Source organism: Streptomyces hokutonensis (assembly GCF_000376565.1).
In the GTDB taxonomy this organism is placed as follows: Bacteria; Actinomycetota; Actinomycetes; order Streptomycetales; family Streptomycetaceae; genus Streptomyces; species Streptomyces hokutonensis.
On sequence record NZ_BARG01000033.1, the window covers coordinates 329,041 to 348,292 of the forward strand.

A 19,252-nucleotide genomic window follows, 5' to 3' on the forward strand; every position below is an offset into this window, starting at 1 on the left:
TCGTTCGCGCGGTCACGGTGTCGCCTCTCGTTCCAGGTCCGGTACGTCCGTCGCCGCGGCCCGTGCGGTCAGGCGCAGCGCGGCGCGGTCGTCGTCGGGCAGCCAGCAGGCATCGCGGTGCGCGCTGCCGGCGAAGTCCCTCAACTGCGGTCGCTCCGCGCACTGTTCGTGCCGCAACCGGCACCGGGGCGCGAACGCGCACCCCTCCGGCAGGTCCCCCGGCGCCACCGGCATTCCCGCGATGGTGGGCAGCCGCCGCAGCCGGGGCCCGCCCACGCGGGGCACCGAGTCGAGCAGTCCCCAGGTGTACGGGTGCCGCGGTCCGTGGAACACCGCCCGGCGCGGGCCCTCCTCGGCCGCCCGGCCGCCGTACATGACCAGGACCCGGTCGGCGATCTGCGAGATGACGCCCATGTCGTGCGTGATGAGGACGACGGCCGAGCCCTCCGTGTTCAACTCCCGCATCAGGTCGAGTATTTGGGCCTGGACCGTCACGTCGAGGGCCGTGGTCGGCTCGTCGGCGATCAGCAGCGCGGGGCCGCAGGAGAGGGCCATCGCGATGACCGCGCGCTGCCGCATGCCGCCGGAGAACTCATGCGGGTAGGCGTTCGCGCGCGAGGCCGCGTCGGGGATGCCGACGTCGGAGAGGAGACCGACGGCACGCGCGTGGGCCTCCTTGCGGGAGACCTTCTCGTGCGCCCGGATCTGCTCGGCGATCTGCCAGCCCACGGTGTACACGGGCGTGAGCGCGGTCATCGGGTCCTGGAAGACCATGGCGATCTCCCGGCCTCGTACCGCCCGCATGTCCTTGTCGGGCAGGGCGAGCAAGTCCCGCCCACGGAAGCGGACTTCGCCCTCGACGGTGACGTTCGGACTGGTCAGCAGGCGGAGCACGGCCAGCATCGAGACGCTCTTGCCCGAGCCCGACTCGCCCACCACGCCCAGGATTTCACCGGGCGCCACCGAGAAGGACAGGCCGTCGACGACCGTGACGGAGCCTCGGCGGGTGCGGAAGGACACCCTCAAGTCGCGTACGTCCAGCAGGGGTTGGTCAGGCATGGCGGGCCCTCGGGTCGAGTCGGGCGTACAGGATGTCCACCAGGGCGTTGGCGAGGACGACGAAGAACGCCGCGTACAGGACCGTGCCCATGATCACGGGCAGGTCCAGGTTCTGGAGGGCGTCGAAGGTGAGCTTGCCGATGCCGGGGAGGCCGAAGACCACCTCGGTGAGCAGCGCGGCGCCGCCCACCAGCGCGCCGAAGTCCAGGCCGAACAGCGACACGATCGGGATCAGCGAGCAGCGCAGGGCGTGCCGGATCAGGATGCGCCGCTCGGAGAGGCCCTTGGCACGCGCGGTGCGGACGTAGTCCTCGTTCAGCGCGCCGACGACCTCGCCGCGCAGCAGCCGGGCGTAGATCCCGGCGTACAGCAGCGCGAGCGTCAGCCAGGGGAACAGGAGGTGCAGGGCCCACTGGCCGGGGTGGTCGAGGCCGACGTAACCCGGCGGCGGCACCCAGGAGAACACCGAACTGTGCAGCTGCTTCTGGGTGATGAGGTTGACGACCTCGCCGAGCCAGTAGGCCGGCAGCGAGACCCCGACCACGCCGACGAGCATGATCAGCGGGTCGGCCGCCCTGCCGCGCAGGGCTGCCGCTGCCGTGCCCATGATGATGCCGGCCGTCATCCAGATCAACGCGGCGCCGATGACGAGGGAGAGGGTCACCGGGGTGGCCTGCACGATCTGCGGGATCACGCGGGAGCCGCGGTTGACGAACGACTCCAGGTCGCGGTCGATCAACAGGTGCCGCATCATCAGCAGATAGCGGATGGGCATCGGACGGTCGAGGCCGAACGAGTGCCGCACCTGGGCGAGCGTGGCCGGGTCGGCGTTGCGGCCCGCGATGCGCGCGGCGGGGTCGACTCCCGGTGTGGCGAAGAAGATCAGGAAGACCAGCACACTGATCGCGAACATCACCAGCAGGGCGGACGCGAAGCGTTTGACGATGAACTGGAGCATGGCTCTCACACCCCTCCGCGCAGCCGGGCGCCCGGGTCGAGCGCGTCGCGCACGCCGTCGCCGAGGACGTTGAGGGCCGCCGTGGTGAGCGCGATCAGCAGGCCGGGCGCGATCGTCACGGCGGGACGGGTGTAGAGGAGCCCGAGTCCGTCCTCGATGATCGTGCCCCAACTGGCGTCCGGCGGCTGGACACCGACCGACAGGAAGGACAGCGCCGACTCGGTCAGCATGGCCAGTGCGGTCATCAGCGGCACGAACACGATGGCCGTGGGCAGCACGTTCGGCAGCACCTCGCGGCGCAGGATGCGCACGGTCGGCGCCCCGGAGCCGACGGCCGCCTGGATGTACTCCTTGTTGCGCAGCACCAGCACCTGACCGCGCAACGGGCGTGCGATGTACGGGACATAGATCGCCGCGATGATCGCGACGGGCAGCCAGAGACTCCCCGCCTCGACGGTGAGCGGGCCCAGATGCAGCCCGTCGGTGAGCAGGACGACCGAGAGGCAGATCGCCAGCAGGTACACCGGGAACGCCCAAATGACGTCCAGGACACGGGAGATGACGGCGTCGACGACACCGCCCGCGTACCCGGCGACGACCCCGACGACCGTACCGAGGGCGCAGGTGAGCAGCGCCGCCGTGAACCCGATGAACAGGCTCGTCCGGCCGCCGTAGAGCAGCCGGGCCATCACGTCACGGCCCTGGTTGTCGGCGCCGAGGAAGTAGTGGGCGGGGTCCCAGGTCGGGCCGATCGGGGTGACGCCGAGGCCGAGGCCGGTGCTGCTCGGGGTGAGCACCGGCACGGTCTTCCCGTCGACGACCGTGGTGCCGGAGACATGGGACTGGAAGGGATCGGTGTGGGCGATGTGGTGCGCGTACAGCGGCGCGCACAGGGTCGCCAGGACGACGAGGAAGAGGACGACGGCCGCGGCGAGCGCCGACCTGTTGTGCAGCAGGTCGGCGCCGGCCGTCCGCCAGGGGCCCGGCGAGCGCCGGGCCTCCACGGTGGCCAACTCGGGTGCGGCGGTGCTCACTTGACCCATGTCTGGCCGACGAGCATGTAGAACTGCTTGCTGAACTGGTAGTTGCCCAGCCGCTTCGACGTGAAGTCGATGATCTTCGGGTTGATCAGCGGGACGACCGGGGACTGCCGCATGATCGCCTGGTCGATCGCGCCCCACTGCGTGTTGGCGGCCGTCGGGTCGGTCTGCGCGGTCTTCAGCGCGCTCTGCATCTTCGCGTCGACGCCCTTGTCGCAGAAGCCCGAGATGTTGATGCTGGAGTCGCTTCCCGGGTGGAACGCGGCGCAGGAGAACAGCACGTTGAGGAAGTCCGAGGCCGCCGGATAGTCCTGGTACCAAGAGGTCAGGGCGAGTTGGACCTTGTTCTTGGTGTTCTGGATGTAGGTGAACTGGATGTTCCCCGACAGCGGCTTGAGCGTCGCCTTGTAGCCGAGCTGGGTGAGCAGGCTCTGCAGGTACTGTCCGATCGACTTGTTGACGTCGTCGTCCTGCACGACGATGCCGACCTCCTGCCCGGCCGTACCGGACTGCTTCACCAGCGCCTTGGCCGTGGCGAGGTCCGCGGCCGTCCAGGTCTTGCCGCCGCCCTTGGTGTAGTCGCAGGAGTCGACGTGCCCGGGGAAGCCCGGCGGCAGGATCGTGCATGCGGGGGAGGCGAGGTTGGTGCCGCCGTAGAGCCGCACCACGGCGGACCGGTCCACGGCCCAGTTGATGGCCTGACGCGCCAACTTGTTGTTGAACGGAGCCATGTTGACGTTCAGCGTCGCGTACCAGAACGCGGTCAGCGGGTTCACATGCGCCTGGGCGGTGTACTTGGTGCCGATCTCGTTGAGGCGGTCGGCGGGCGGCGGGTCGTACATCCAGTCCGCCTGGCCGTTCTCGACGGCGGTCACCTCGGACTCGACGGTCTGCCCGAAGGTGTAGTCGATCTCGTCCGGGTACCCCTGCGGCTCGGCCTCCCGCGACCACTCCTTGAAGTGCGGGTTGCGCACCAGCTTCAGCGCGCGGTTCGGGTCGTAGGAGGCCGCCATGTACGGGCCGGTCGTCGGCAGCGGCTTCGTGCCCGCGTCCTTCGTCGGCGAGTCCTTCGGCACGATGCTGGCGTGCGGGACGGCGAGCTTGTACGGGAACTCCGAGTCCGGCGCGGTGAGGTTGATCGTGACCGTGTTCGCCGTCGCGTCACCGGTCACGCCGCCCTTGAGCGTGCAGGACGCGGGTGTCTTCAGACAGGCGGTGGCGCCGACGATGCCGTTGTAGAAGGTGCCCGCGGTGGGGCTGGAGACCTTGAAGATCCGCTGGAAGGACGCCACCACGTCGTCGGTGGTCAGCGCCTTGCCGTTGGAGAAGGTGATGCCCTTGCGGAGTGTGAAGGTGTACGTCTTCCCGCCGTTGCTGACCTTGGGCATCGCCGCGGCCAGGTCCGGGACGACCGTGAACGAGGCCTGTCCGCCGACCTTCTTGAACGACAGCAGCCCGTCGTACATCGACTGGTACAACTGCCAGTACTGGAGCGTGTAGTTGACCTGCGGATCGATGCTGCCGGCGGCCGCGTGGGCGACCAGTTTCAGCGTGCCGCCCTTGTGCTGCGGCAGGAAGGCGGAAGAGCCGGACGCCGACGAGGACGTGGTCGCGTCGGCGGAGGAGCTGCCGTCGGAGGACGAACAGGCGGCGGTGGTCAGGGCGAGGGCGACGGTGGCGGCGGCGAACGCGCTCCGTCTCGTGGTGCGGGACATCCAGGGAACTCCCGTCGGAGGAAGGGCTGTTGGATCGGCCAGGGGGTGGGCCGTGGACTGGGCCGGGGGGTCAGTCGGTGGAGTCGAGGAACGTGCCCACGACCCGGAGGTAGAGCTCTTCCTCCTCGACGTGCGGCATGTGGCTGGAGTGCTCGAACATGTGCCAGCGCACGTCGGGGATGTGGTCGGCGAAAGGACGCAGCGTCTCGGGGGTCGCCTCGTCGTACCGTCCGGACACCAGCAGGGTCGGTGCCTCGACCAGGTGCAGCCGGTCGATCACGGACCAGTCCTTGAGCGTGCCGACGACATGGAACTCGTTGGGCCCGTTCATCGTGTGGTACACGGTCGGGTCGGCCGCGATGTTCTCCCAAGTGGCCTGCACCTCGGGCGGGTTGGGGGTCAGGCGGCACACATGGCGTTCGTTGAAGACCTGCTCGGCGGCGAGGTAGTCGGGGTGGTCGGTGGTCCCGGCGGCCTCGTGGGCGAGCAGGGTGCGCTGGACCTCGGGCGGCAGCTGGCCGCGCAGTTCGGCCGCCGCCGCGAGCCACAGCTCCATGGATGCGGGGGAGTTGGCGATGACCAGCCCGCGCAGCCCGGCCGGCCGGCGCACGGCGTGCTCGGCGGCGAGCATGCCGCCCCAGGACTGCCCGAGGAGGTGATAGGCATCGGCGATGCCCAACTCCTTGAGCAGATTGTCGAGTTCGTCGAGGAAGAGCGGGACGGTCCAGAAGTCGGCGCCCTCGTCGGGCAGATGCGTGGACAGCCCGGTGCCGAGCTGGTCGTAGTGCACCACTTGGCGTCCCTGCTCGGCGATGCCCGCGATGCTGAGGGTGTAGTTGTGACCGGCGCCGGGTCCGCCATGCAGGACGACCAGGGGTGTCCTGCCGGGCGTGCCGGTGATCCGGTACCAGGTCGAATGGCCGTTGAAGTCGACGGTGCCGGTGTGATTCGGTTCGGGAATCGCCACGCGAGGGCCTCCCAGGAGGGCCGTCCGCCAGGCCGTTTTGCGGGCCTGGCCTCTGGCTGAAACGAAAAGGATGTGACGGATGGCTGCGATAGTGATTGGGTAAAAGGTCAGCGCACAAGACCTTTTAGCGGGGGCTGGGCAAGACGTAACGGCGAGTTCACGTGGCCCGCCCGCGTTTACAGCGGCGGCATTGAAGGGGGAGGACAACTGACATCCGTACCTGAGGCATCCGAGGCCGGGGACGAGTTCTCACGTGTCCTCGACCGTGTCCTCCTCGGCGGCTCGCCGTCCTCGGCACTGGGCCCGGTCCGGGTCGCCTCGGCGGTCGACGAGGTCTCCGACCGGCTGCTCACCGCGATCGCCGTCGGCGACTTCCTACCGGGCGAACGCCTGCCCGCCGAGCGCGAACTCACCGGGCTGCTCCGGGTCAGCCGCCCCACCGTGCGCGAGGCGGTCGCCCGCCTCCAGGCCGTCGGCGTCGTCGAGATCCGCCGCGGCCGCAACGGCGGGACCTACGTCCGCGACAGCTGGACCGAGTCGACGGCCGCGGCCGTCCGGCACACGCTGCTGCCCCGCTGGGAGGAGTTCGAGCAACTCTTCGACCTGCGCGGCCTGGTCGAGGGCATGGTGGCCGCGACGGCCGCCCGGCGCCGGGGCTCCAAGGACCTCGACCCCATGAAGGACGCCCTGTCCGCCTACCTCTCCGCGAGCACCCCGCGCGACGCGCACACCGCGGACAGCGCCTTCCACCAGGCCGTCCGCGCCGCCACGGGCAACCCCCAGATCGTCATGCTCAGCCAGGACCTGCTGGCCCGCATCAGCCTCGGCTTCCCGGTCGAGCCCTGGGGCAAGGGCGAGGAGACCCACTTCCACCAGGGCGGCGAGGACCACAAGGCCCTGTACGAGGCCATCGCGGCGGGCGAGCCCGAACGCGCCGAGGAGATCGCCCGCGGCCACTTCACCATCAGCGCCGACCTGATCCGTGACGTACTGGAGCGGGTCCGGGCCCGCTAGGCCGTGTCCGCGAAGTCCCTCCCCCCAGAGGGGGTACCCCCAGCCCTACGACGCCCGGCACGCTCCCCCACTGCCCTAAGGGCGTGGGAGGTGCCCCCACTCGCCGCACCGGGCGAAAGCCCACGTACAACCAGTACGAGGGCTTCCACCCGGACCCCCCCAGCCTCCGGCCGGGGGGACCCCCAGAGCACGCACCGGACGCCGCAGTGCCCGCCCTCCGGGCGGACGACGGGACTTCGCGGACACGGCCTAGACGCTCAACTCCCGCACGACACCGCCGACTTCCGCGACGCCGCCCAGCCGCAGCACGGGTCGCGCGCTCGCGGTGATCGTGGCCGGGCTGCCCAGGGAGTCGCCCATGTCGACGGCGATCTCGGTGATACCCCGTTCGGCCAGGTCGGCGGCGAGGCACGCGGTGCTGTTGGCGTTCGCGATGTCCTCCGGGACGCCGATCGACGGCGCGAACATGCGGGCCGCGATCCGACCGGAGCGCTCCGGCACCGAGTAGACGTAGCAGCCGAGGAGCCCGAACCGGTCGCAGGCCGCGCGGAGCCCCTCGAAGTCCGGTGCCAGCGCGGCGAGTTCGGCACGCGAGGCGACCGGGACGAGCAGACGCGCCCGCCCGACCGAGGCCACGCGGGCGCCTTGAACGAGCCTGTCCGGAGTGATGCCCAACGGGGGCAGGACGTGCGCGCACTCGTCCGGGGTCGGATCGCGCAACTCGACGGGACCCGGCTCGAAGACGGCACGGAACCGTGTCCCCTCCCGTACCGCCCGGCCGGCGAACGAACGCCCCGCCGCATGCAGGGTGCCCCGGTACCCCGCGCCCCGGGCGCGCGCCGCGAGGTACGCCAGGGCGGCGACCGTACCGTGGCCGCACGCGGGCAGTTCGCCCTCGGCGGTGAAGAAGCGGAGCGACACCCCGGACCCGCGCACCGAGATGAAGACGGCGTGCGAGGTCCCCGCGAGGACCGGCACCCGACGCCGCTCGTCGTCGCTCAACGGGACCTCGTTCAGCACCGCGGTGGGGCTTCCGCCGGTGCCCTCGCGCAGACACGCGCGGACGATCGTGACGGACAGTCGGCTGATCACGGGAGAACCGTACTATGTTCTGTCGCAACATCAGACATTCGGAGCAAATATGCCAAAAACGGATGAGCTGCTTGATGTGACGGAGGCGGTGGCCCCGGCCACCGTCCACCCACCCGAGCGACGGCGCCGCCGCCTCGCGCGCAGACCCCCGCCCACGACGGCGGTCGTCACCGCCCTCGGCCTGGCGATCGCCGCCTTTCTGCTGTCGGGCACACCGTGGCTGAACGGCCCCGCCGTGGCCGCCTGGCGCACCGTCTGCCTGGCCATCACCGTGCAGGCGCTGCCCTTCCTCCTCCTGGGCACCGCCCTGTCCGGCGCGATCAACGCCTTCGTGCCGGCCGACCTGTTCACCAAGGTGCTGCCCAAGCGCGCCGTGCTCGCCGTCCCCGTGGCGGGCCTTGCCGGAGCCGTCCTGCCGGGCTGCGAATGCGCGTCCGTGCCGGTCGCCAACAGCCTGATCCGCCGGGGCGTCACCCCGGCCGCCGCCTTCGCGTTCCTGCTCTCGGCGCCCGCGATCAATCCGATCGTGCTGACCGCCACCGCCGTCGCATTCCCCGGCAGCCCCGCCATGGTGCTGGCCCGGCTGCTCGCCTCGCTCGCCACCGCCGCCGTCATGGGCTGGCTCTGGCTCTGGCTCGGCCGTACGGAATGGCTGCGCCCGGTCGTCCGGCACACCGGACACCAGCACGGACACAGCCGCTTCACGGAGTTCCGGCTCGGCTTCCAGCACGACTTCCTGCACGCGGGCGGCTTCCTCGTGCTGGGCGCGATGGCCGCGGCCACCTTCAACGTGACCGTCCCGCGCTCCGTCCTCGACACCTTCTCCGGCTCGCCCTGGCTGTCGGTGCTGTTCCTCGCCGCGCTCGCCGTCGTCCTCGCGGTCTGCTCCGAGGCCGACGCGTTCGTAGCCGCCTCGCTCACAGGCTTCTCACCCACAGCCCGGCTGGCCTTCATGGTGGTCGGTCCCATGGTGGACCTCAAGCTGATCGCCCTTCAGGCCGGCACCTTCGGCCGGGCGTTCGCCGTCCGCTTCTCCACCGCGACCACCGTCGTGGCCGTGGCCGCCAGTGTCCTGATCGGAGGCGCCCTGCTGTGAAGCGCACCGCACAGATCGCGCTCCTGATCCTGACCGGCCTGGGCCTGCTGCACACCGCCCTCTTCACCGACCTCTACCTGCGCTACGTCAAGGAGGGCCTGCGTCCGCTGCTGATCGTCTCCGGCGTCCTCCTGCTGCTGCTGGGCCTGGCCCACGCGGCGTTCGACCACGACACCGGTGCGAAGGAGGACCACGACCACGGGCACGACCACTCCACCGCACCCCGCATCGCCTGGCTCCTGTTCCTCCCCGCGCTCAGCCTCCTCCTCTACGCCCCACCCGCCCTCGGCGCCTACACGGCAGCGCACGCCGGCAGCGAGACCGTGAAGCAGCAGAAGGGCTTCGCCGCACTGCCCGCCACCTCGCCCCTCCCGATGACCCTCACGGACTTCACCACCCGGGTCCAGCAGGACAAGGAACGCGCCATCCGGGGCCGTACCGTCGAGATGACCGGCTTCGTGACACCGGGACAGGGCGGTGCCTGGGACCTGACCCGCATCATCTTCACCTGCTGCGCGGCGGACGCCCAGACCGTCAAGATCCGGATGTACGGCACCCCCGCCCCGCCCGCCAACACCTGGCTGGCCGTCACCGGAACCTGGCACACCCAGGGCGCCCTCGGCACCAAGTCCGCGGCGGCGGCCCTCGACGTCCACGGCACCCGGCCCATCGCCCAACCCGTCAACGCCTTCACGGACGACCTGCCTCTCACACCCACCCGCTGACGTGAACTGCCGCCGACGACACGGGCGTTCGGACGGCAGGAGTCGCGACGCCCCGACCTTGGTTAACCTGCACGGGTGACCACCGATCTGACCCTGCTGCCCCGCGTCGCCCACCGCGGACAGGAAGTCACCGCGCCCCGGCTGCGCGGCCTCCTCGCGCTGCTCGCCGGCGACCTGCGCACGGGCTGCAGCACCGAGCGGCTGGTGGCGGGGCTGTGGCCGGACGAGCTGCCGGAGCGGCCGGGCAAGGCGGTCCAGGTCCTGGTGTCCCGGGCCCGTTCCCAGCTGGGCGCCGACGTCATCGCCAGCACCCCGACCGGCTACCGGCTCACCCTCGCCGAGGACCAGGTCGACAGCTCCGCCCTGCTGCTGCACGCCACGGTCAGCGCCGACCGGTCCCGGGCCGGGGACCACGCGGGAGCGCTGGCCGCCGCCGAGGCCGGGCTCGCCCTGTGGGAGGGCACCCCCGACGGCGACCCCGACAGCGCCGACCCGGTGGCCGCACTGCGCGCCGAACGCGCCCCCGTCCACGCCACGCTCGCCCGCGCGCGAGCACTCGCGCTGGCCCGCCTGGGACGGCACGCGGAGGCGGCCGGCCCGCTCGCCGCGGCCGCCGCGGAGCATCCGCGCGACGAGGAGGTGCTCGCCGAACTCCTGCGCGGCGAGGCCGCGTCGGCGGGCCCGTCCGCCGCGCTGATGCGCTACGAGGCGTACCGCAGGGAACTCCGCGACGACCTCGGCACGGACCCCGGCGCCGGACTCAAGGCCGTGCACAAGGAGTTGCTCAACGGCGAGGCACCGGTGGTCAGACACGGCGTGCCGCACGAACCGAACCCCCTCCTCGGCCGGGACGAGGACATCGCGGCCGTCGAGCGGGCGCTGCACACCTCCCGCGCCGTCACCGTCGTCGGCCCCGGCGGCCTGGGCAAGACCCGGCTCGCGCACGCCGTCAGCCGCCGGGCCGAACAGCGCGTCGTGTACTTCGTGCCGCTCGCCGGCGTCACGGCCGACGCGGACGTGGCCGCCGAGGTGGCCTCCGCGCTCGGCGCGGGCGGCATGAGCGGGCCCGCCGCCGGCGACCCGGTGACCGCCGTCCTCGGCATCCTCGGCACCGGCCCCGCGCTGCTGGTCCTCGACAACTGCGAGCAGATCGTGCGCGGCGCCTCCGGCCTCGTGCAGGCCCTCGTCTCGTCCTCGAAGGACCTGCGGGTCCTGGCCACCAGCCGCGCCCCGCTGGGTCTCACCTCGGAGGCGGTGTACGCGCTCCCGGAACTGGGCCTCGCCACCTCCGTCGAACTGTTCACCCAGCGGGCGCGCGCCGCCCGTCCCGGCGTCGAACTGCCGTCGGCCGCGGTGACCGAGCTCTGCCGCCACCTCGACGGACTGCCGCTCGCCGTGGAACTGGCCGCGGCACGGGTCCGGGTCCTCTCCGTGCCGGACATCGCCCGGCGCCTCGGCGACCGGTTCGCCCTGCTGCGCGGCGGCGCCCGCGACGCGCCCGAGCGGCACCGCACCCTGCACGCGGTCGTCGACTGGAGCTGGAACCTCCTCGCGGAGGACGCCCGGGCCGCGCTGCGCACCCTCTCCGTCTTCCCCGGCGGCTTCCTCGCCGAGGCGGCGGAGCAAGTCCTCGGCGAGGACCCGCTGTTCCTCCTGGAGCAACTGGCCGACCAGTCCCTGCTGACCGTCGCCGACACCCCGGCGGGCGTACGGTTCCGCATGCTCGAGACCGTACGGGAGTTCAGCGCGGCCCGGCGCACCGAGGCGGGCGAGGACGAGGCCGCCGTAGACCAATTCCTGCTCTGGGCACGGGACTTCGGGGTCGCGTACCACGACTGGTTCTTCGGCTCGGAACCGCGCGCCGCTTGGGAGCGGATCAGGGGCGAGCAGGACAACCTCGTGCTGGCCCTGCGGTACGCCCTGGCCCGGACGGACTGTCCAACCATCGCCGCCCTCACCGCGGTTCTCGCCGCCTTGTGGTCGACCGGTTCCAGCTACCCGCGCCTCACCGCGCTCGCCGCGGACACCGGGCCGCCGCTGTCGCACTACCACCCCGAGCCCGAGTACGTCGAAGTCGCCCGTGCCGCCGCGGTGTTGTGCACGGCGAGCCTGTTCATGGGCTACGGCCCGCAGGTCGTACGGCAGCTCGTCACGCTTCGGCGGCTGCCCCCGGCCCCGCCGGACACCCTGCTGCGCGCCATCTCGGCCGTGCTGGGCGCGGTCCCCGAGATGCTTCCCCCGGACTACGGCGTGCTGCGCGAACTCTGCGACAGCGAGCGGCCGTTGCTCGCCGGTATCGCCGAGTGCGTGGCCACCTATGTGTGGGAGTACGAGCACGACATCGACCGCTCGCTCGCCTCCGCCCGGCGCAGCATCGAGGCACTGGCGCCGGTCGACCACCCCTTCCTCCAAGTCCTCGGGCACGCCCGGCTGAGCGAGCTGTGCCTGCAGACGGAGCAGGGCGAGGCCGCGTACGAGAGCCTCAGGGCGGCGCTCGCGGCACTGCCGCGCCTCGGTGACGAGCACGACTCCATCGGCGTCCGCTGGGGCCTGGTCCTCGCCTGTCTGCAGCGCGGCGAACCCGACGAGGCCGAGTACTGGCTGCGGCAGGCGGAGGAGCGCAACCCCGCGCACAAGGACGACGTCTACAGCCCCGACTTCGGCGGCCGTGCCGAGATCGCGCTCGCCCGCGGGCTGACGGAGGTCGGACTCGGCGTGTGGCGCCGCAACGTGGAGGCGATCTCCGAGGCCGGTTCGGCGGGGAGCGACGACCCCTTCTACGACCGGTGGCTGGTCCAGGTCCAGTCGGCGGCGGTGACGGCCCACGCGCACGCCGACCGGCTCGGGCTCGTCACGGACGTGACCGACCGGCTGCGCCGGCGCCTGCGGACTCTGCTCGACGGTCCGGCCCGCTCGCCCATGGAACTCCCCGTGTTCGGGACGGGGTTGCACGCCCTCGGCATGGCGGGGATCGTCTCCGGCGACGCCTCCGCCGTACGGCTGATCGCGCTCGCCGAACGGCTTCGCGTGCTGCGCGACTTCCAGCCGACCATGTCGGCGGAGCGTGCCCGGCGGGCGGCCGAGGACGCCGACGGGGCGGCGTACGCCGACGCGGTGTCGGAGTACGCCGCCCTGGAGCGGGACGAGCTGCGGGAGGCGGCCCGCGCTGTCATGGCGGTTACTTCGGGTCGCGGTTGAACTGTGCCGTCGACCAGCGGTAGCCGAGCACGGTGAGCCCGACGCACCAGGCGAGCGCGATCCACCCGTTGTTGCCGATCCCGGTGCCCAGCAGCAGGCCGCGCAGGGTCTCGATGGCCGGGGTGAAGGGCTGGTACTCGGCGATCGGCTGGAACCAGCCCGGCATCGTGTCGGCCGGGGTGAAGGCGCTGGAGATGAGCGGGAGGAGGATCAGCGGGGTCGCCATGTTGCTGGCCGCCTCGGGGTTGGGGCTCGCCATGCCCATCCCGACCGCGATCCAGGTGAGCGCCAGGGCGAACAGCGCGAGCAGCCCGAAGGCCGCCAGCCACTCCAGCACGGTGGCGTCCGTGGACCGGAAGCCGATGGCCACGGCGACGGCGCCGACGAGGACCAGACTGGCGAGGACCTGGAGCACACTGCCGACGACGTGCCCGATGAGGACGGAGCCCCGGTAGACCGCCATCGTGCGGAAGCGGGCCATGAGCCCCTCGTTCATGTCCATGGAGACGGAGACCGCGGCGCCGATCACGGTGCTGCCGATGGTCATCACCAGGAGGCCCGGGACGAGATAGGCGATGTAGTCGGAGCGGTCGGCGCCGCCGCCACCGATGCCCGCGCTCATCACGTTGCCGAAGACGTAGACGAAGAGGAGCAGCAGCATGATCGGGGTGAGCAGCAGGTTCAGGGTCATCGACGGGTAGCGCCGTACGTGCAGCAGGTTGCGGCGCAGCATCGTGGACGAGTCGCGGACGGCGAGGGCGAGAGTGCTCATCGGACGTTCTCCTTGGCCTGGTGGGGGATCTTGCTGTCGCCGGTGAGGGCGAAGAACACGTCGTCGAGGTCGGGGGTGTGCACGGTCAGTTCGTCGGCCTCGATGCCGGCGGCGTCCAACCAGTCCAGGACGGCCCGCAGTTCACGCTGGCTGCCGTCGCTGGGGATCTGCAGTGACAGCGCCTCGTCGTCGCGGGTGACCTCGCGCAGGGCGGTGGCCGCGGACTGGTAGGCGGCCGGGTCGCTGAAGCGGAGCCGGACGTGTCCGCCGGGGACGAGCCGCTTGAGTTCCTCGGCGCTGCCCTCGGCGGCGATCCTGCCGTCGTTCAACACCGCGATGCGGTCGGCGAGTTCGTCGGCCTCGTCCAGATACTGCGTGGTGAGGAAGACGGTGACCCCGTCGGCGACCAGGGTGCGGATGATGCCCCACATGGTGTGGCGGGAGCGCGGGTCGAGGCCGGTGGTCGGTTCGTCGAGGAAGATGATCCGCGGGCTGCCCACCAGGGTCATGGCGATGTCGAGGCGGCGCTTCATACCGCCGGAGTAGGTGGAGGCGGGCTTCTTCGCCGCCTCGGTGAGGTCGAAGCGGGCGAGGAGTTCGGCGGCCACCCGGCGTCCCTCCTTCCTCGGCAGGTGGTGCAGATCGGCCATGAGGAGCATGTTCTCCTCGCCGGTGATCAGCCCGTCGACGGCGGAGAACTGCCCGGTGACGCCGATCGCGGCCCGTACGGCCTGCGGGTCCACGGCCAGGTCGTGGCCGCCGACGCGCAGTTCGCCGGCGTCCGCGGCGATCAGGGTGGAGAGGATCTTGACGGCGGTGGTCTTGCCGGCGCCGTTCGGGCCGAGCAGGGCGAACACCGTGCCGGCCGGTACCGCCAGGTCGATGCCGTCGAGAACCGTCTTGTCCCCGTAGGCCTTGCGCAGCCCCTTGGCCGCGATGCCGAGTGAGTGCGATGTCGTCGAAGTCATGCCGCAGAGCGTGCGGCAGGCCGCATTCAGCGCGGTTTCACGACGGTTTCACTGCCCTGGAACCGGTCGCCCGAGCCCCACCGCCGGTGTCTCCCATGGGGTTCATGTCCCGATCTCCTGCCACATCCGAGAGTTAACGGGTCATTGGGGCACATGCGGTGTGAAGGCGGGGTCGGGCCGGAAATCATCTTGTCATGAACCTGCGATCCGACGGGCGGATCGCGGTCTCATGGAGGTGTTGGATGCACCGCAGACTCGCCACCGGTCTCGCCGCCTCGACTCTGGCCCTGGTCGCCGTCGTCGCCACCGCGACAGCCGCCACCGCAGTACCCGCCGACAAGCCCCAGGTCCTCTCCAGCTGGACGCAGACAAGCGCGTCGAGCTACAGCCTCTGGGCCGCGGCTCGCGCCAACCAAACCGCCTGGTCCGCCTACGAGTTCGACTGGTCCACCGACTACTGCTCCGACTCGCCCGACAACCCCTTCGGCTTCCCCTTCGCCACGTCCTGCGCCCGCCACGACTTCGGCTACCGCAACTACAAGGCCGCCGGCAGCTTCGACGCCAACAAGTCGCGGCTCGACAGCGCCTTCTACGAGGACCTCAAGCGCGTCTGCGCCGCCTACGGCGGAGCCACCGCGACCGCGTGCAACAGCACGGCGTGGACGTACTACCAGGCCGTGAAGGTGTTCGGCTGACGCATCGTCACCTGACCGGAAAGCGCGGGACGTCGATGTCCGGCGTCCCGCAACTCCGTCTCCTGCGGGGCGGGTTCACACCGCGACGACCCGAACCCCCGCCTCTTCGAACCGCCTTGCCATGTCACGCTCCACCGCCGTGTCCGTCACCAGCGTGTCCACCGACTCGGCCGAACAGATCCGGGCGAAGGCCCGCTGCCCGAGCTTGCTGGAGTCGGCCGCGACAATGACACGTTCGGCGCGCTCGCACAGCAGCCGGTTGATCGCGGCCTCCGCCTCGTCATGGGCCGCCGCACCGTGCGTCACGTCGAAGGCCACCACACCGAGCACCGCCACATCGACGGTGATCTGCGAGAGCACCCCGTCCGCGAGCGGCCCGACGAGTTCGTACGACTGCGGGCGCGCGACCCCACCGGTCAGCACGATCTTGAACTGGGGCCGTACGGCAAGCTCGTTGGCGATGTTGAGCGCGTTGGTGACGATGGTCAGCGCGGGTGATCCGGAGCTTCCGGGGGCGCCGGATGCGAGGTCGCCGCGCACGGCCAGGGCGCGGGCCACCTCCGTGGTCGTCGTACCGCCGGTCAGACCCACCGCCTCGCCCGGCGCGACGAGTTCCGCGACCGACTTGGCGATGCGCTGCTTCTCGGAGGCGTGCCGGGCGGTCTTGTACCGCAACGGCAGTTCGTACGACACCCCGTGCACCACGGCGCCGCCCCGGGTACGCACCAGCATCTGCTGCTCGGCGAGCTGGTCGAAGTCACGGCGGATGGTGGCGGCCGACACCGCGAGGTCGGCAGCAGCCTCCTCGACGTCGAGCCGCCCGCGCTCCACGAGCAGCTCCAGCAGCGCCTTCCAGCGGGCGTCGCGCGACATCCGCACTCTCCGTTCCTCGATTCTCCGGCGACCCTAGCGCACACCATCCTCACGGATTTTGCTTGATTGTGCTCGAAAGCTCGCTATATCTTGCAGGAACGAGCATCGTTGGGGAGGGGCGGGACATGACCTATGTCGAGGACGAGCTGAGGAGCCAGCCAGAGTGCTGGACGCGCGCCGCGGCGGAGGCGCCGTCGTACCGGGACGTGCTGCCGGCGCCGGGGGAGCGGGTCGCGATCGTCGGCTGCGGCACCTCGTACTTCATGGCCCAGGCCGTCGCCGCCCTCCGCGAGGGGGCGGGCCAGGGGGAGACCGACGCCTTCGCCGCCTCCGAGTTCCCGCACGGCCGCCCGTACGACCGGGTTCTCGCCCTCACCCGCTCCGGCACCACGACTGAAGTCCTGGAACTTTTGGGACAGCTGAAGGGCCGCACCCCTACCACCGCGATTACCGCCGACCCGCACACCCCCGTGATGACGGCCGCCGACGAGATCGTCGTGCTCGACTTCGCCGACGAACGCTCCGTGGTGCAGACCCGGTTCGCGACCACCGCGGTCACCCTGCTCCGCGCCCACCTGGGCCTGCACACCGGCACCGCCGTCGCCGACGCCCGTACCGCGCTCGCCGCCGAACTGTCCCAACAGCTCGTCGCCTGCACCCAGTTCACCTTCCTCGGCCGCGGCTGGACGGTCGGTCTGGCCAACGAGGCCGGGCTGAAGATGCGCGAGGCCTCGCTGTCCTGGACCGAGGCCTACCCGGCGATGGAGTACCGGCACGGCCCGATCAGCATCACCACCCGCGGCACCGCCACCTGGATGCTCGGCGAGGCACCCGAGGGACTCGCCCAACAGGTGCGCGCCACCGGCGGGTTGTGGATCGAGGGCGGCCTCGACCCGCTCGCCGAACTCGTCCGCGCCCAGCGCCTAGCGGTCGCCGTCGCCGCGCACCGGGACCTCGACCCCGACCGCCCGCGCCACCTCACCCGCTCGGTGATCCTCGCCCCCTGAAAGGACAGGAGAGGCCGTGCCCCTCGTCACCACCGGCGAACTCGTCACCCGCGCCGCCGAGGCCCGCTCCGCCGTGGCCGCCTTCAACATCATCACGCTGGAGCACATCGAGGCCGTCATCGCAGGCGCCGAGTCCGCCGCTGCCCCCGTCGTCCTCCAAGTCAGCGAGAACGCCGTCAAGTTCCGCCACGGCCGCCTCCTCCCCCTCGCCCGCGCGGCCGTGGCCGCCGCCGAACGGGCCGCCGTACCCGTCGCGTTGCACCTCGACCACGTCCAGAGCGACGACCTGCTACGGCAGGCACCCGACGCCGGGTTCAGCTCGGTGATGTACGACGCGGCTCGCCTCCCGTACGCCGAGAACCTCGCCGCGACCCGCGCCGCCGCCGACTGGGCACACGCCCAAGGGCTGTGGATCGAGGCCGAGTTGGGAGAGGTCGGCGGCAAGAACGGCGAACCGCCCCTCGACGCCCACGCACCCGGCGCCCGCACCGACCCGGCCCAGGCCCGCGCCTTCGTCACCGACTCCGGCGTCGACGCCCTCGCCGTGGCCATCGGCAGCACGCACGCCATGACCACCCGTACGGCCACCCTCGACCACGAGCTCCTCAAGCGGCTCGCCGCCACCCTGGACGTTCCCCTCGTTCTGCACGGCTCCTCGGGAGTCCCCGACGACGAGCTGATCGCGGCCGTCGCGGGCGGCATCACCAAGGTGAACGTGGGCACGGCCCTCAACCTCGCGATGACCGGCGCGATCCGCGCCTACCTCGCCGCGCATCCCGAGGCGGTCGACTCCCGCACGTACCTGAGCGTGGCGCGGGAGGCGATGGCCGGGACGGTGGCCCGGATCATCGGCGTCCTCACGGGACGACCTAGCGCTTGACGGCCTTCAGCACCACGAACTTCGGGTCGCTGGCGACGAGTTGGCTGTTGCCGAACAACCGCTTCAGCTTCACGTGGTAGGCGAGATGCCGGTTGCCGATCACGTGGAGCTCTCCGCCCGGCCGCAGCGCGCGCCGCGCGTCGGAGAACATGCGCCAGGCCGTCGCGTCGGTCGTCGCCTGGTGCGAGTGGAACGGCGGATTGTTCAGTACGAGGTCCACACTCTCGGCAGGGACCCCGGTCAGCCCGTCCCCGACCCTGAACTCGGCATGCCCCGGCACCCCGTTGGCCTTGTACGTGGCCTCCGCCGACGCCACCGCCTGGAACGACTCGTCCACGAACAGGACTTCGGCCTCCGGATCGGCCAGCGACACCGCCGTACCGACGACACCGTTCCCGCACCCGAGGTCAACGACCCGGCGCAGCCCGCGACTTGAGGGCAGGTGCTGGAGCAAGAAGCGGGTGCCGATGTCGAGGCGCTCGGCGCAGAACACACCCGCGTGATTGACCACGGTGTGTCCGGAGACGACCCCGATGCCATCGGGCAGGGCGTAGCTGTGCGGCCACGGATTGGTGGCACGCGTCCCCGACGACCGGGGCGTGCAGTGGATCAGCCGGGCCTTCTTCTCGGCCAGCGAGGTCCGGGTCGGGCCGAGGATCCGCTCGAAGAGCTTCAGCGTCGAGGTGTGGATCTCCTTGACCATGCCGGTACCGACCACGACGGTGTCGGCGTGCACCCCGGGCGCCAGCCGCAGCAACTGGTCCTCCAGCAGGGCGAGACTCTTCGGCACCCGCACCAGCAGCACGTCGACGCGCTCGGGCGGCGGATCCTGGGTGGTGAGCAGCCGTACGGAATCGGCGGCGACCTCGTTCCGTGCCAGGTTCGCCCTCGTCGCCTCCTGGGTGAGGAACGAGTCCGTGATCTGCACCGGGCCGTACCGCGCGAGCGCCGTGGCCAGGGCGCCCCAGCGGTCGCCCACGATCACGACCGTGCCGGACAGCGGGGTGTCCTGTTCCGCGAGATGTCGCAGCAGGTACTCGTCGGAGGCGTCCCAGGCGCGCAGCCGGTCGCGCGGGTCCTCGGGGAAGCGGGCCAGGGCGCGGTCGCCCCACGGGGTCGTCATGCGGTCGATATGGTCGTCCATCGTGCGCCAAGGCTAACCGAGTACCAGCTCAAGGCCGGTCGGGGCAGGA

Annotated in this window: 17 protein-coding genes; 7 read left to right on the forward strand and 10 right to left on the reverse strand. The window is 71.3% G+C overall.

The window, feature by feature from the left end:
- Positions 1-12 precede the first annotated feature (12 nt).
- The 5 genes from SSP08S_RS20800 to SSP08S_RS20820 form a co-directional block, all read right to left on the reverse strand.
- On the reverse strand, positions 13-1,059 hold the full coding sequence (locus SSP08S_RS20800; protein WP_019069557.1) for an ABC transporter ATP-binding protein: 1,047 nt from the start codon (positions 1,057-1,059) through the stop codon (positions 13-15).
- Positions 1,052-2,017 carry an ABC transporter permease gene (locus SSP08S_RS20805; protein ID WP_019069558.1) on the reverse strand — a complete coding sequence of 322 codons (966 nt, stop codon included), beginning with the start codon at positions 2,015-2,017 and terminating at the stop codon, positions 1,052-1,054. Before SSP08S_RS20805 ends, SSP08S_RS20800 begins: the two co-directional genes overlap by 8 nt.
- 5 nt (positions 2,018-2,022) lie before the next feature.
- Complete coding sequence (locus SSP08S_RS20810; RefSeq protein ID WP_019069559.1) at positions 2,023-3,051, reverse strand: ABC transporter permease; 1,029 nt, start codon at positions 3,049-3,051, stop codon at positions 2,023-2,025.
- A complete protein-coding gene (locus SSP08S_RS20815; RefSeq protein WP_019069560.1) occupies positions 3,048-4,772 on the reverse strand; it encodes an ABC transporter substrate-binding protein in 1,725 nt (574 codons plus the stop codon). Before SSP08S_RS20815 ends, SSP08S_RS20810 begins: the two co-directional genes overlap by 4 nt.
- Positions 4,773-4,842: 70 nt before the next feature.
- Positions 4,843-5,739, reverse strand: a complete 897-nt coding sequence (locus SSP08S_RS20820; protein WP_019069561.1) for a proline iminopeptidase-family hydrolase — start codon at positions 5,737-5,739, stop codon at positions 4,843-4,845.
- Positions 5,740-5,811: 72 nt separating this feature from the next.
- Here SSP08S_RS20820 and SSP08S_RS20825 point away from each other — a divergent pair, with 72 nt between their 5' ends.
- Complete coding sequence (locus tag SSP08S_RS20825) at positions 5,812-6,753, forward strand: FadR/GntR family transcriptional regulator (protein WP_019069562.1); 942 nt, start codon at positions 5,812-5,814, stop codon at positions 6,751-6,753.
- Positions 6,754-7,002: 249 nt separating this feature from the next.
- Here SSP08S_RS20825 and SSP08S_RS20830 read toward each other — a convergent pair whose 3' ends face one another.
- Positions 7,003-7,845: a PhzF family phenazine biosynthesis protein gene (locus SSP08S_RS20830; protein WP_019069563.1), complete on the reverse strand. Its 843-nt coding sequence runs from the start codon at positions 7,843-7,845 to the stop codon at positions 7,003-7,005.
- Between the two features lie 49 nt (positions 7,846-7,894).
- Here SSP08S_RS20830 and SSP08S_RS20835 point away from each other — a divergent pair, with 49 nt between their 5' ends.
- The 3 genes from SSP08S_RS20835 (at position 7,895) to SSP08S_RS20845 (ending at position 12,864) form a co-directional block, all read left to right on the forward strand.
- Complete coding sequence (locus tag SSP08S_RS20835) at positions 7,895-8,941, forward strand: permease (RefSeq protein WP_245607922.1); 1,047 nt, start codon at positions 7,895-7,897, stop codon at positions 8,939-8,941.
- Positions 8,938-9,666: a TIGR03943 family putative permease subunit gene (locus SSP08S_RS20840; RefSeq protein WP_019069565.1), complete on the forward strand. Its 729-nt coding sequence runs from the start codon at positions 8,938-8,940 to the stop codon at positions 9,664-9,666. The genes SSP08S_RS20835 and SSP08S_RS20840 overlap by 4 nt, the downstream gene beginning before the upstream one ends.
- Positions 9,667-9,741: 75 nt before the next feature.
- Complete coding sequence (locus SSP08S_RS20845; protein ID WP_019069566.1) at positions 9,742-12,864, forward strand: ATP-binding protein; 3,123 nt, start codon at positions 9,742-9,744, stop codon at positions 12,862-12,864.
- On the opposite strand, the gene SSP08S_RS20850 is transcribed toward SSP08S_RS20845, so the two are convergent.
- A complete protein-coding gene (locus SSP08S_RS20850) occupies positions 12,845-13,636 on the reverse strand; it encodes an ABC transporter permease (RefSeq protein ID WP_019069567.1) in 792 nt (263 codons plus the stop codon). The genes SSP08S_RS20845 and SSP08S_RS20850 overlap by 20 nt on opposite strands.
- The gene (locus SSP08S_RS20855) at positions 13,633-14,604 is read right to left on the reverse strand and encodes an ATP-binding cassette domain-containing protein (RefSeq protein WP_019069568.1); all 972 of its coding nucleotides are present in this window, start codon (positions 14,602-14,604) and stop codon (positions 13,633-13,635) included. The genes SSP08S_RS20850 and SSP08S_RS20855 overlap by 4 nt, the downstream gene beginning before the upstream one ends.
- A gap of 242 nt (positions 14,605-14,846) precedes the next feature.
- On the opposite strand from SSP08S_RS20855, the gene SSP08S_RS20860 reads away from it, so the two are divergent.
- A complete protein-coding gene (locus tag SSP08S_RS20860; RefSeq protein ID WP_019069569.1) occupies positions 14,847-15,299 on the forward strand; it encodes a phospholipase in 453 nt (150 codons plus the stop codon).
- 75 nt (positions 15,300-15,374) lie between these two features.
- On the opposite strand, the gene SSP08S_RS20865 is transcribed toward SSP08S_RS20860, so the two are convergent.
- The gene (locus SSP08S_RS20865) at positions 15,375-16,172 is read right to left on the reverse strand and encodes a DeoR/GlpR family DNA-binding transcription regulator (protein ID WP_019069570.1); all 798 of its coding nucleotides are present in this window, start codon (positions 16,170-16,172) and stop codon (positions 15,375-15,377) included.
- 125 nt (positions 16,173-16,297) lie between these two features.
- Here SSP08S_RS20865 and SSP08S_RS20870 point away from each other — a divergent pair, with 125 nt between their 5' ends.
- Positions 16,298-17,179 (forward strand): SIS domain-containing protein, encoded by an 882-nt coding sequence (locus SSP08S_RS20870; RefSeq protein WP_019069571.1) that lies wholly within the window; start codon positions 16,298-16,300, stop codon positions 17,177-17,179.
- Between the two features lie 16 nt (positions 17,180-17,195).
- Positions 17,196-18,059, forward strand: a complete 864-nt coding sequence (locus SSP08S_RS20875; RefSeq protein ID WP_019069572.1) for a class II fructose-bisphosphate aldolase — start codon at positions 17,196-17,198, stop codon at positions 18,057-18,059.
- Here the strand turns inward: SSP08S_RS20875 and SSP08S_RS20880 are convergent.
- On the reverse strand, positions 18,049-19,182 hold the full coding sequence (locus tag SSP08S_RS20880) for a methyltransferase (RefSeq protein WP_026178688.1): 1,134 nt from the start codon (positions 19,180-19,182) through the stop codon (positions 18,049-18,051). The genes SSP08S_RS20875 and SSP08S_RS20880 overlap by 11 nt on opposite strands.
- Positions 19,183-19,252: the final 70 nt, after the last annotated feature.

What these genes read in the sequence shown, in the direction of transcription:
- SSP08S_RS20800 (WP_019069557.1), bottom strand. Translation starts at nt 1,059, where the DNA reads ATGCCTGACCAACCCCTGCTGGACGTACGCGACTTGAGGGTGTCCTTC.
- SSP08S_RS20805 (WP_019069558.1), bottom strand. Translation starts at nt 2,017, where the DNA reads ATGCTCCAGTTCATCGTCAAACGCTTCGCGTCCGCCCTGCTGGTGATG.
- SSP08S_RS20815 (WP_019069560.1), bottom strand. Translation starts at nt 4,772, where the DNA reads ATGTCCCGCACCACGAGACGGAGCGCGTTCGCCGCCGCCACCGTCGCC.
- SSP08S_RS20835 (WP_245607922.1), top strand. Translation starts at nt 7,895, where the DNA reads ATGCCAAAAACGGATGAGCTGCTTGATGTGACGGAGGCGGTGGCCCCG.
- SSP08S_RS20850 (WP_019069567.1), bottom strand. Translation starts at nt 13,636, where the DNA reads ATGAGCACTCTCGCCCTCGCCGTCCGCGACTCGTCCACGATGCTGCGC.
- SSP08S_RS20855 (WP_019069568.1), bottom strand. Translation starts at nt 14,604, where the DNA reads ATGACTTCGACGACATCGCACTCACTCGGCATCGCGGCCAAGGGGCTG.
- SSP08S_RS20860 (WP_019069569.1), top strand. Translation starts at nt 14,847, where the DNA reads ATGCACCGCAGACTCGCCACCGGTCTCGCCGCCTCGACTCTGGCCCTG.
- SSP08S_RS20865 (WP_019069570.1), bottom strand. Translation starts at nt 16,172, where the DNA reads ATGTCGCGCGACGCCCGCTGGAAGGCGCTGCTGGAGCTGCTCGTGGAG.
- SSP08S_RS20870 (WP_019069571.1), top strand. Translation starts at nt 16,298, where the DNA reads ATGACCTATGTCGAGGACGAGCTGAGGAGCCAGCCAGAGTGCTGGACG.
- SSP08S_RS20880 (WP_026178688.1), bottom strand. Translation starts at nt 19,182, where the DNA reads ATGACGACCCCGTGGGGCGACCGCGCCCTGGCCCGCTTCCCCGAGGAC.